Here is an 11991-nt window from a genome sequence, read left to right on the forward strand (position 1 = left end):
TTCGGCGCTCGTCGCTTCCGGACATTCCCCGGGGTCTGGAGCACCACCGGAACCCGGGCGGTCGGGTGAGTGTGCGGCCACTACTCGATCCCGACCTGGATCAGATCGTCATGCTGGCCGGTGGGATACACGGCGAGTTCGATTCCGGCATAGTTGCGTCGCATGTGTTCGCGCAGGGAGTCCAGGGCGGCCTCGTCGACGTCGGAGCCGGCCAGGACGGTCACCATCTCCCCACCGGTCGCGAGCATCAGGTCCAGCAGCGCGGTGCCCGCCTCGATCTGGTCCGGAGCGATCACCAGCACGTCGGAACCGATGAAACCGAGGATGTCACCGACCTCGCAGGTGCCCGCCAGCGTCATCACTTTGGTGTGGGCACGCCGCAACGAGCCCCAGCGGGCGCCCGCGGCCGCCTCGGCCATCGCGTAGGCGTCGGCGTCGGCCGACGCGGTGGGATCGTGGACGGCCAGCGCGGCCAGGCACTGCGCCATCGACAGGGTCGGCAGGGACACCACCGACCGCTGTTGCGAGCGGACGTCGGCGGCCACGGAGACGAGGTCCTGGCTGGTCATCGCACCGTTGGCCATCACGATGACGTGGGCGGCATCGGTGTCGCGGATCGCCTGGGCCAGCTCGTCGGTGCCGACGCCGTCGTCGGCGCGCACCACCGCCGCGCCGGCTTCGGTGAACAATGCCGCCGCCCCCTCACCCCGCACCACCGCGACGACGGCGCGTTTGAACCGCGGCGGCGGCTCGGCGGTGTCGACCTGCGAACGGATGGCGTCGAGGGCGAAGCAGCTGATCCGGATGTCCGACATCTGTCCGACGACCAGACCCACCTGCACCGCCTTGCCGGGATCGCAGGTGTGCACGTGTACCGAGAAGCGTTCACCATCACCGCTGGAACTGTCACCGACGATGACGACGGCATCGCCGATCGCCTCGAGATCGGTGCGCAGTTTTCCGATGAGTTCGCCGGCGCCACCGTCGAGGAGGTACATCACCTCGAAATCCATCTCCGAGGATTCAGTACAGGGCGTGTCCGCGGGGTGGCCGGGCCGACCGCCGCCCGTCAGCGTGCCGCGGTAGCTTCGGCGACGCGCCGACACCCCGGTGATGACCGCGACCAGCGAGTCCAGCAGGACCAGGAATCCACGCGCGCCCGCGTCGACGACACCGGCGTGCGCGAGCTCGGGAAGTTGGTCGGTGGTCTCGTCGAGTGCTTCGGCGGCGGCGTCGGCGATCGCCCGGACGAGATCGCCGGGCGAGTCCTCGGCATGGTCGGCAGCGGTCCGGGCTGCGACGGAGATGACGGTCAGCACGGTGCCCTCGCGTGGCTCGCTGACCGCCCGGCGGGCGGCCAGTCCGGCCAGCCGCAATCCGGCACCGGTGAGGTAGGACAACGAGAGCTCGCCGGGCGCGGCGACCTCGACCGCATCGGCCACACCCACGAGTACTTGCGAGAGGATGATCCCGGAATTGCCGCGCGCCGCGCCGACCGCGGCATCGGCCAATGCGCGCGCGACGGTCGCGATGTCGGCGCCCTCGGATAACGCGGCCGCGGCGTCGGCGGCCGCCCGCATGGTGTGGGCCATGTTGCTGCCGGTGTCGGAATCGGGGATGGGAAAGACGTTGAGATCATTGATCTCACCCCGTGCGGCGTCGAGCGCATCGGCAGTGGCCGCGGCCCAGTCCCGCAGCAGCTGCGGACTCATGGTCTGTGTGATGCCACCCTCGAACGCCACCACGACCACCTCCCACCGACACCGCGCCCACCATCGGTGGGCCATCCAACAGTCCGGTTGTCGGCGCCGGCGCCGACAACTGTGTTCGAGGTTACTCGTGGCCGCCGACGAATCCGGCACCGCCGGATCTGCACCGACGGATCTGCACCGACCGACCCCGCGGGCGACCATCGGCCGGATTTGGTCGTCGGCACCGCTCCCGCTATTCTTGCAGGGTTGCCTTGCCGCGAACGTGGCTCCGTCACCGGATGTACACATCGTCGTACCCCGTCCCCGGACGCCCGCAGCTGCGGCAGGCTGACCGAGAACCACACCCACTCACCCCGAGGAGTTCGATATGGCTGCCGTCTGTGACGTCTGCGGCAAGGGTCCGGGCTTCGGCAAGTCCGTTTCGCACTCGCACCGCCGCACCAACCGCCGGTGGAACCCGAATATTCAGTCGGTTCGCGTCGAGGTCGCACCCGGCAACCGCAAGCGCAAGAACGTGTGCACCTCCTGCCTGAAGGCCGGCAAGACGACGCTCGCCTGATCTCGAGCCGGTCGACGACCGGCCTTGATGGCTGCGAGACCCGACCCGACCGAGCAAACGCTCGGCCCGGCGTCGGGTCTTTTTCGTGTTCGCGTTACGGTGACCGCCATGACCGCGAGTACCGATACCCCTCCCTCCCCCGTCATCCAGTCCGGCGACGTCCTGACCATCGCCGTGTCCAGCGCCGCGGCCGGCACCTCACTCGACGACCGGGCGGTGATCGAGGGCGCCGCGGCGCTCGGCGAGATCGCCCGCGGGGAACGTGCGGCCGGCGCGATCCTGCTGATCGGTACCGGGGCGAATTTCTGCGCCGGCGGCAATGTCCGGGCTTTCGCCACCGCCGAGAACAGACCCGCCTACCTACAGCAGATCGCGAACGATCTCCACATCTTCATCCTCGCGCTGGCCGCCGCCGACCGGCCCGTCGTCGCCGCGGTGACCGGTTGGGCCGCCGGCGCCGGCATGAGCATCGTGCTCCACGCCGACGTCGCGATCGGCGGTAGCCGAACACGGCTGCGCCCTGCCTATCCCGGAATCGGCCTCACCCCCGACGGCGGCATGTCCTGGACCCTGCCCCGCGTGGTCGGCGCCGCCCGGGCCCGGGAGATCATCCTCACCGATCGGGTACTCGACGCCGACGAAGCGGTGTCCCTCGGCATCCTGTCGCGGGTCGTCGACGACGCGCAGGTGACGGCGCAGGCGCGCGCCACGGCGGAGAAACTTGCGGCCGGACCACGGTCGGCGCTGGCCGCAACCCGCCGGCTGCTCACCGCGTCGGCGACCACGTCACTGGCCGAACAGCTTGTTGCCGAAGCCAATTCGATCGCCGCGCGCAGCGGCGACGCGGAGGGCGTCGAGGGGGTCGACGCGTTCATCGGCAAACGTGCCCCGGACTACGCCGCGGTGCGTGCACAGACCCGGTGAACCGGGCGCGGGCAACCGCACCCGCTCAGGACGGTAATCGCCAGTCGACGGGCTCGCCGCCGAGGTCCTCGAGTTCGTCGTTCGCCCGGGAGAACGGCCGCGACCCGAAGAACCCGCGGCTCGCCGACAGCGGCGACGGATGGGCCGAGACGATGACAGGCACGTCGGGCATCCACTGTTGCAGTCCGGCTGCGTCACGGCCCCAGAGGATCGCCACGAGCGGCTCGTCGCGGGCGACGAGCGCCTTGATGGCGCATTCGGTGACCTTCTCCCAGCCCTTGCCCCGATGCGACGCGGGTTCACCGGGCGACACGGTGAGCACCCGGTTGAGCAGCAGAACACCCGAGCGTGCCCACGGAGTCAGATCGCCGTTGGCCGGACGTGGGTAACCCAGATCTGCGCAGTACTCGGTGTAGATGTTGCCCAATGAGCGCGGGAGGGGCGAAACCTCCGGCGCCACCGAGAAACTCAGGCCGACCGCATGCCCCGGAGTGGGATAGGGGTCCTGGCCGACGATGAGCACCCGGACATCGTCGAACGGATGGGAGAACGCGCGCAGCACGTTCTCCCCCGCGGGCAGATAACTGCGTCCGGCCTCGCTTTCGGCACGCAGGAACTGCCCCATCTGGGCCACGACGTCGGCCACCGGTTCGAGGGCATCGCCCCATCCGGGATCGATGAGTTCGGGAAGTCGCTTGGGCGCCATACTCAGTCGAGCCTCCGCAGCGATTTCCGGTAGTACTGGGCGTTCTGGAAATACATCTCGACATTGAGCTCGAGGTGATCGGCGGGCACCTCGTATCCCTCGCGCACGCGCGCCGGGACACCGAGCGCCATCCGCCGGGCCGGGATCTGTGCGTCGAAGGGCACGACCGCACCGGCACCGACGATCGCACCATCACCGATCGCGGATCCGTTGAGTACCACCGATCCGGACGCGATCAGCACGTCATCGCCGATCGTCGAACCCTCGATGTGCGCGTTGTGCCCGACGACGCATCCGGCACCGATGACGGTGGGATGGATGGGCGTGCAATGGATGACGGTGCCGTCCTGGATGTTGGTGCGGGCCCCGATGGTGATGGTGCCGTAATCCCCGCGCAGCACCGCCCCCGGCCAGACCGAGACACCATCGGCGAGTGTCACCGCACCGATGACGGTCGCGTCCGGGTGGACGTAGACGTCGTTTCCCAGTTCCGGTTCTCGGTCGTCGAGTGCGTAGATCGCCATAGGGGGAATCTAATCACCGCCGGAGGTGCCGGCGGCCCTGCCCCCTTGGTGGACACCGGCGTTCGAATCCGCGCGGTGCGATCACTCGGCGAAGGCGCGCCAGCCGCTGAGCCCGCTGATGTCGCGCCCATCGATGGTGACGTGTGCCGGCCCCGCCTCGACCGCACCGATCACGGTCCACCCGGGCGGCACCGCATCGGATTCGATCGCGACGAGCAGTTCGTGATCCTCACCGCCGGTGAGTGCCCAGGTCCGCGCGTCGGCGCCGAGCAGTCTCGCGACGTCGTCGACCGCGGCGCGGCGCGGCACGGCGGCACCGGTCACCGCCAGCGCCACATCCGACGAATTGGCAATCGTCAGCAACTCTTCGACGAGCCCGTCAGAGATGTCGGTCATGGCATGTGCACCTGCCCGCGCCGCCACCACACCTTGGCGCGCATCCGGTTCGGGCAGGAGGAAGGCCGACACCACCTCGGCCCTCGGGTCCCGCTCACGCTGCCAGCGGGCCATCGGCGGCGACCCGGACCGGGAGAGGACCGCGAAGCCGGCAGCGGCCGTCCCGAGTGGGCCGCTGACGGCCAGCACATCGCCCGGACGTGCCCCCGACAACGTCACCGGAGTGCGACCGTCGAGCGCCCCGACCGACGTGATGCTCACCATCACCTCGTCCGCGGCGACGAGGTCGCCGCCGAGAACCCGGGCACCCAGTCGGTGGGTGGCGGCGACGATGCCGCCGTTGAGATCTGCGAGCCAGCCCACGGTCGTGCGGGGCGGACAGGCCAGGGCGACGACGACGCCCACCGTCCGTCCGCCCATCGCGGTGATGTCGGCGGCGCTCTGTACGACGGTGCGGGCCCCGATCTGTTGTGGGGTCGACCAGTCGAGCCGGAAGTGCCTGTCCTGCACGGCGGTGTCGGTGCTGATGACCGTCGGCCCGACGTCGAAGACCGCGGCGTCATCGCCCGACCCGATCACGATGTCGCCGCCGCCGGGCAGTTCACGGTCACCGGTCGCCGCGCCGGTGAGCATCGCGATCACCGCCCGCTCACCCACCTCACCCAGCGACTTCGCCCGGTCCACATCCGGCCCGGTGGGTGCGCCGAGGTCGTCCGATGGCACCTCGACTCCCCTCGTTCGCGCTGCCGACTCGCCACGCAGGGGGTTGTCGGCGACAATGTGTGCCAGCAGTGTAGTGGTTGCGGGACTGCGTCCCGGTCAGCGCGACACCGCCTGCGGGGTCATCAGCCCGATTCCCGCGACGTGGCAGATGTGGAGAGGATGGCCGTGGTTCAGGCATACATACTGATCCAGACCGAGGTCGGACGTGCAGCTCTGGCAGCGGCGACCATCGCAGAGATCTCGGGCGTCGCATCGTCCGAAGAGGTCAGCGGGCCCTACGATGTGATCGTCCGCGTCGACGCCGCCGACGCCGCACACCTGAGCAACGATGTGGTCCCGCAGATCCAGAAGGTCGACGGCATCACCCGCACCCTCACCTGCCCGGTGGTGACAGCCGCGCACTGAGGGCCCACTAGGGTGGGCATGTGAGTTCGCCCGATGAGCCCCACGGCAGTGGACCGGAGCCGGAACCTGCTGGAACCCCAGAACCGGAGCCCGCCGACCACGAGCAGCCAGAGCAGGACCACACCCGGCACGACCACCGTTCGGGTCCGCGACTGAGTCCGGCACTGATCGCGACGCTCATCACGATCCCGGTGATGGTCATCGTCGGTTTCATCACATTCGCGGCGCTCAAGTCGTCCGACCAGCCGAAAACCCCGGTCGATTCATACGCTTCCGCCGGATCGGCCTCCGGGGCCGACTGTGCCAAGTTGCTCGGCGCACTGCCCCCCACATTCGACGGTTTCGGCAGCAAGCAGGTCGACGGGGACACCGCGACGTGGTCGGGATCCGACGGCGCCGACCCGGTGACCGTTCGCTGCGGGGTGGGCCGGCCGAGCGAACTCGCGCCGTCGAGCAACCTGCAGACGGTCAACGGGGTCCAGTGGTTCATCACCGACACCATCGACGGTCGCGGGCAGGCATATGTCTGCGTCGATCACCGGCCATACGTGGCGCTATGGGTCCCGGCGTCCGGCGGCAACGCGTCCATCACCGATGTGTCGGCGGCCATCGGTCGGGTATTGCCGCCCGGCCCACTCGATTTCGGGTAGCGACGACAGCTCTCGTCCCGGTCGACGCCGTCCCGGTACACCGGTCGGCGGCCGATCAGTCCCGGTAGACCTCGGGCTTGGTGGTCCGGCCGAGCAATGACGCCACCGCGTCGGCGACCGACACCCCGGAGTGGCAGACCCCATGCACGGCGTCGGTCAGCGGCATCGAGACCCCATGCTTCTCGGCGAGCGCCCGTACCGACGTGCAGGACTTCACTCCCTCGGCGACCTGCCCGTTGGTCGCGTCCTGCGCTTGCGCCATCGTGGCGCCCTCGCCGAGGCGCGCACCGAAGGACCGGTTGCGCGACAAGGGAGAAGAGCAGGTGGCGACGAGATCACCGATCCCGGCCAGCCCGGCAAGCGTCTCGATGCGTGCGCCGACCGCCACGCCGAGCCGGATCGTCTCGGCCAGGCCGCGCGTGATGATGGTCGCCAGGGTGTTCTGTCCGAATCCGACACCGCTGGCCATTCCGCAGGCCAGTGCGATGACGTTCTTGACCGCCCCGCCGATCTCGCATCCGGTGACGTCGGTGTTGGTGTAGGGGCGGAAGTATCCGGTGTTGAAGGCTCCCTGCAGCTGTGTCGCCCGGTCCTCGTCGCTGCACGCGATCACCGTCGCCGCGGGCTGTCCCTCGGCGACCTCCCGAGCAAGGTTGGGCCCGGTCAGCACCGCGATCCGGTTCTGTCCCACCTCGCCGACCTCGGCGATCACCTCGCTCATCCGCAACAGCGAATGGGTCTCGATCCCCTTGGCCAGCGACACCAGGGACGCATCGGCGCCCAGGTACGACTTCCACGCGGATAGGTTGTCGCGCAACGATTGCGACGGCACCGCACACACTACGATGTCGGCGCCGGGCAACACTTCTTCGAGCTCACTGGAGGCACGCAGTCGGTCGGGCAGTGCGATCCCGGCCAGGTAGTCGGGGTTGGTGTGTTCGGCGTTGATCGTCGCGGCGAGCTCCGGCCGACGGGCCCACAGGACCGTTTCGGTCCCGGCATCGACAAGGACCTTCGCCGTTGCCGTTCCCCACGACCCGGCACCCATCACCACAGCGCGCACGTTCACACCCTTCGACGATCGCTTGTGGCCTTCACCCTAGCCCCCACACCAACCACCGACCATCGCGATCGGGTTCTGCTCGCATCGGGTCATCGGGGTCATCTGGTCGTCGGGGCAAGCGGGACCGAGACGCAGCCGACGCGCCGCCGGAAACCGACGTCGTCCATCATGGACAGGTGAAAGGTGGACACGGTCACCGACAGGCGAGCCCGGACACCGGGCGCCCCGACAGCCCACGCCCGGACACAACGCGCGACGATACATGTTCGGACACACCCGGATCGGCCTCCGGCGTGGCTGCGGTGCTGGTGGTCAAACATCTCGCAGCCGCGAAGACGCGGCTGGCCGCCTCGCTGGGAACCATACCCGGCGCAAGTGTCGCCGGTGCCGGTGCGCGTGGTCCGGTGATGCCGATCGGGGAGCATCGCGAACTGGTTCTTGCGATGTTGCTCGACACCGCCGCCGCGGTGCGCGCGGCAGGTCTGGCGCCGATCGTCGTCGTGAGTCCCGACGACGAGGTGCTCGCGGCGATCACCGCGGCCGGGGCACAACCGCTCCGGGAACGTCCACGTAGCGATCCGTCGCTCAATCACGCGTATGCGCAGGGCACCGCGTGGGTTCACGCGCAACGGCCCGGCGTGCGGCAGGTGCTGATGGTGCAGGCCGATCTGCCCGCCGCCCGTGCAGCCAGCATTCGTGAGGTGCTCGACGCGGCGAACGATCTCGCCGAGGCGTTGGTCAGCGATGCCGGTGGTGATGGGACGGCGCTGCTGCTGCGACACGCACACGTCGACCGGCCGCCGCGCTTCGGTATCGGGTCGGCCGCCGCGCACCGCGGTGGTGGGGCCGTCGAACTCGATCCGGGGCACGCGCGCTGGCCGGATCTGCGTACCGATGTCGACACCGCCGCAGACCTCGATGCCGCCATCGCGCTGGGCGTCGGGCCGCACACCCGGCGCGCGCTGGGATTGGGTGGCGTGCCCGACTCCCCTGCGGAGCACCCATGATCTGTCGCCTCCACCGGTGAAGGCTGCAACCCACCGGACCGATAGGTCATGATTGAACGGTGAGCCCAGCCGATGACACCTCCACCCAGCCACTGACCGCGATTCCCGGCGCACCGCCGGCGGCCACGCTGGCACCCGACGAGTCCGCGGATCTACCCGAAGACCGGTACCTGAACCGTGAACTCAGCTGGCTCGACTTCAATTCGCGCGTGCTCGCGCTGGCCGAGGACACCTCCCTGCCCCTGCTGGAACGCGCCAAGTTCCTGGCGATCTTCGCATCCAATCTCGACGAGTTCTTCATGGTGCGCGTCGCCGGACTCAAACGCCGCGACGAGACCGGACTCTCGGTGCGCTCGGCCGACGGCCTGTCACCGCGAGAACAGTTGCTGCGCATTGCCGGCCGCACCCAGACCCTTGCCGACCGGCATGCCCGGGTGTTTCTCGATTCGGTGCGCCCGGACCTGGCGGACAACGGGATTCATGTGGTGACGTGGCGGGCGCTCGATGCCGACCAGCAGAAGCGGATGGTGCAGTATTTCCATGAGCAGGTGTTCCCGGTACTCACCCCACTCGCCGTCGACCCGGCGCACCCGTTTCCCTATATCTCCGGGCTGTCGCTGAATTTGGCGGTGACGGTTCGTGACGCCAACGAGGGCGGTGAGCATTTCGCCCGAGTCAAGGTGCCCGACAACGTCAATCGCTTCGTGCGGGTCGACGAGCTCGCTCCCGGGGCGGCGCGCTCGGACAATCGCGGCCACCACCCGGCGGTGTTTCTTCCGATGGAGAATCTGATCGCCGCGAACCTGGAGCAGCTGTTCCCCGAGATGGAGATCGTCGAGCATCACGTTTTCCGGATCACCCGTAACGCCGATTTCGAGGTGGAGGAGGATCGGGACGAGGATCTCCTACAGGCTCTCGAGCGTGAATTGGCCCGGCGGCGCTTCGGATCGCCGGTCCGGCTCGAGGTCGCCGACGACATGAGCGAGCACATGCTCGAGTTGCTGTTGCGGGAGCTCGACGTCAATCCCGCCGACGTGATCCAGGTGCCAGGTCTGCTGGATCTGTCGTCGCTGTTCGAGATCCATGCTCTCGACCGCCCGCATCTGAAGGACCGTCCGTTCGTCCCGGCGACCCATCCGGCGTTCGGTGAGCGCGAGACACCCAAGAGCGTGTTCTCGACGCTGCGCGAGGGTGACGTGCTCGTCCATCATCCGTATGACTCGTTCTCCACGAGCGTGCAACGGTTCATCGAGCAGGCCGCGGCCGATCCTCAGGTGCTGGCCATCAAACAGACCCTGTACCGCACGTCCGGTGATTCGCCGATCGTCAACGCATTGGTCGATGCCGCCGAGGCGGGCAAGCAGGTGGTGGCGCTGGTGGAGATCAAGGCGCGTTTCGACGAGCAGGCCAACATCAAGTGGGCCCGCCAACTCGAGCAGGCGGGCGTGCACGTGGTCTACGGTCTGGTCGGCCTGAAGACACATTGCAAGACATGCCTTGTCGTCCGTCGTGAGGGCTCCACGATCAAGCGGTACTGCCACATCGGCACCGGCAACTACAACCCGAAGACGGCCCGGCTCTATGAGGACGTCGGATTGCTCACGGCCGCACCGGAGATCGGTGCCGATCTGACGGATCTGTTCAACACACTCACCGGATATTCGCGCAAGACCGAGTACCGCAACATCCTCGTCGCTCCGCACGGAATCCGCTCGGGGATCGTCGACCGCATCGATCGGGAGATCGCCGCCGCCCACGACGGTGATCCGCGCGCCCGGATTCGCTTGAAGGCCAATGCTCTCGTCGACGAGCAGGTCATCGATGCGCTGTATCGTGCCTCCCAGAACGGGGTTCCGGTACAGATCGTGGTGCGCGGGATCTGCGCGTTGCGTCCGGGCATGGCCGGTGTCAGCGACAACATCGCGGTGCGTTCGATTCTCGGGCAGTTCCTCGAGCACTCGCGGATTCTGCAGTTCGGCGCGCAGCAGGAGTACTGGATCGGCAGCGCGGATATGATGCACCGCAACCTCGATCGCCGTATCGAGGTGATGGTACAGGTGCGTGACGAACGCCTCACCGGCGAACTGGACGATGTCTTCGCGTCTGCGCTCGATCCCCGGACGCGGTGCTGGGTGCTGCACTCGGACGGCAGCTGGGTCGCGTCCCCCGCGGCAGGCGAGGAAGTGCGCGATCACCAGCGACAGATGATGCGCCGCAATCGCCGCCGGGACTCGGGCGCATGACACCGCCAGGACTCGGGCGCATGACACCGCCAGGACTCGGGCGCATGACACCGCCAGGACTCGGGTGCTTGATACCCATCGACGCTGCCCGAGACCAGAGGTGTGCACGCGGGAATGTCTAAGTCGGGCAAGTCCGGTTCCGCGAAGAATGCTGCGGCCAAGACGGTCTGGGCGGCCGGCGGGGTGCTGTGGCGCGCCCGGGCGGGCACGGTGCAGGTCGGTCTGGTGCACCGGCCCCGCTATGACGACTGGACGTTACCGAAGGGCAAGGTGGAAAGCGGCGAGACGTTGATCGATACCGCCGTCCGCGAGATCATCGAGGAGACCGGGCATGTGGTGCGTCTGGGTCGGCATCTGGCGAATGTGACCTACGACCTGCCGAACGGCCGCAAGCATGTCCGGTACTGGTCGGCGCAGTCCGTCGGCGGCGATTTCGACGTCAATCACGAGGTCGACGCCTTGGAGTGGTTGTCCGCCGAGGAGGCGACGCAGCGTCTGAGTTACCGGCTCGACCGCAAGGTGTTACGCGAGTTCGCGCGCCTGCCGGTGGATTTGAGGACACTGCTGCTGGTGCGGCATGCGCGGGCCGGCAGTCGCTCGCGGTATCGGGGCGAGGATCGGCAGCGCCCGCTCGACAGTGTTGGCCGGGAGCAGGCCCGGGCCCTGGTGCCGCTGCTGTCGGCGTTCGGGGTCATCGCATTGCACAGTGCCGATCAGGTCCGGTGTGTACAGACGCTCGAGCCGATGCGAGAACGACTCGGCGCCACGATCATCGAAGAACCGACGTTGTCCGAGAGCGCGTACGCCGACGATCCGGTGCCGACTCGGGATCGTATTCGTCGGCTTGCCGGACTCGATGACGGACAGGTGCGGGCAGTGTGCAGTCAGGGCAAGGTGATTCCGCCACTGATGGATTGGTGGGCGACGCACGAAGACGTGACCCTGCCGGCGGCGCGCAACCGTAAGGGCAGTGTCTGGGTTCTCTCGACGTATGCCGGTCACCTGGTTGCTGCCGATCACATCGACAGCCCGCTGCCGAAGCTCGATCACTGAGCCATCTCCGGCTCCGCGGTGGGCTG

The 11991-nt window shown here is 68.3% G+C and carries 12 protein-coding genes; 7 read left to right on the top strand and 5 right to left on the bottom strand.

The genetic code is table 11. The features are described from left to right. Window positions 1–80 precede the first annotated feature (80 nt). Window positions 81–1712 (bottom strand): DAK2 domain-containing protein, encoded by a 1632-nt coding sequence (locus tag ACLQ3C_RS04180; protein WP_425703978.1) that lies wholly within the window; start codon window positions 1710–1712, stop codon window positions 81–83. A 367-nt stretch (window positions 1713–2079) separates the two neighbouring features. Here ACLQ3C_RS04180 and rpmB point away from each other — a divergent pair, with 367 nt between their 5' ends. Next, a complete protein-coding gene (gene rpmB / locus ACLQ3C_RS04185) occupies window positions 2080–2271 on the top strand; it encodes a 50S ribosomal protein L28 (RefSeq protein ID WP_005180428.1) in 192 nt (63 codons plus the stop codon). Between the two features lie 108 nt (window positions 2272–2379). Continuing rightward, a complete protein-coding gene (locus ACLQ3C_RS04190; RefSeq protein ID WP_425703713.1) occupies window positions 2380–3195 on the top strand; it encodes an enoyl-CoA hydratase/isomerase family protein in 816 nt (271 codons plus the stop codon). A gap of 25 nt (window positions 3196–3220) precedes the next feature. Here ACLQ3C_RS04190 and ACLQ3C_RS04195 read toward each other — a convergent pair whose 3' ends face one another. The 3 genes from ACLQ3C_RS04195 to ACLQ3C_RS04205 all read right to left on the bottom strand — a co-directional run bounded on the left by ACLQ3C_RS04195 (window position 3221) and on the right by ACLQ3C_RS04205 (window position 5544). Then, a complete protein-coding gene (locus ACLQ3C_RS04195) occupies window positions 3221–3901 on the bottom strand; it encodes a uracil-DNA glycosylase (RefSeq protein WP_425703715.1) in 681 nt (226 codons plus the stop codon). 2 nt (window positions 3902–3903) lie between these two features. Beyond that, window positions 3904–4425, bottom strand: coding sequence for a gamma carbonic anhydrase family protein (locus tag ACLQ3C_RS04200; protein ID WP_425703716.1), 522 nt, complete (start codon window positions 4423–4425; stop codon window positions 3904–3906). Between the two features lie 81 nt (window positions 4426–4506). Further along, window positions 4507–5544, bottom strand: a complete 1038-nt coding sequence (locus tag ACLQ3C_RS04205; RefSeq protein ID WP_425703718.1) for a thiamine-phosphate kinase — start codon at window positions 5542–5544, stop codon at window positions 4507–4509. A 159-nt stretch (window positions 5545–5703) separates the two neighbouring features. On the opposite strand from ACLQ3C_RS04205, the gene ACLQ3C_RS04210 reads away from it, so the two are divergent. Next, window positions 5704–5949 carry an Lrp/AsnC ligand binding domain-containing protein gene (locus tag ACLQ3C_RS04210; RefSeq protein ID WP_425703720.1) on the top strand — a complete coding sequence of 82 codons (246 nt, stop codon included), beginning with the start codon at window positions 5704–5706 and terminating at the stop codon, window positions 5947–5949. Window positions 5950–5969: 20 nt separating this feature from the next. After that, a complete protein-coding gene (locus ACLQ3C_RS04215) occupies window positions 5970–6599 on the top strand; it encodes a DUF3515 domain-containing protein (protein ID WP_425703722.1) in 630 nt (209 codons plus the stop codon). A 55-nt stretch (window positions 6600–6654) separates the two neighbouring features. Here the strand turns inward: ACLQ3C_RS04215 and ACLQ3C_RS04220 are convergent, their stop codons facing one another. Next, window positions 6655–7662, bottom strand: coding sequence for an NAD(P)H-dependent glycerol-3-phosphate dehydrogenase (locus ACLQ3C_RS04220; RefSeq protein WP_425703724.1), 1008 nt, complete (start codon window positions 7660–7662; stop codon window positions 6655–6657). A 293-nt stretch (window positions 7663–7955) separates the two neighbouring features. Between ACLQ3C_RS04220 and cofC the strand changes: the two genes are divergently transcribed. The 3 genes from cofC to ACLQ3C_RS04235 all read left to right on the top strand — a co-directional run bounded on the left by cofC (window position 7956) and on the right by ACLQ3C_RS04235 (window position 11965). Then, complete coding sequence (cofC, locus tag ACLQ3C_RS04225; RefSeq protein ID WP_425703726.1) at window positions 7956–8669, top strand: 2-phospho-L-lactate guanylyltransferase; 714 nt, start codon at window positions 7956–7958, stop codon at window positions 8667–8669. Between the two features lie 59 nt (window positions 8670–8728). Then, window positions 8729–10912 carry an RNA degradosome polyphosphate kinase gene (locus ACLQ3C_RS04230; protein ID WP_425703728.1) on the top strand — a complete coding sequence of 728 codons (2184 nt, stop codon included), beginning with the start codon at window positions 8729–8731 and terminating at the stop codon, window positions 10910–10912. Between the two features lie 114 nt (window positions 10913–11026). Beyond that, window positions 11027–11965: an NUDIX hydrolase gene (locus tag ACLQ3C_RS04235; RefSeq protein ID WP_425703729.1), complete on the top strand. Its 939-nt coding sequence runs from the start codon at window positions 11027–11029 to the stop codon at window positions 11963–11965. Window positions 11966–11991 lie beyond the last annotated feature (26 nt).

It is taken from the genome of Gordonia sp. DT30, from assembly GCF_049844915.1.
GTDB lineage: Bacteria > Actinomycetota > Actinomycetes > Mycobacteriales > Mycobacteriaceae > Gordonia.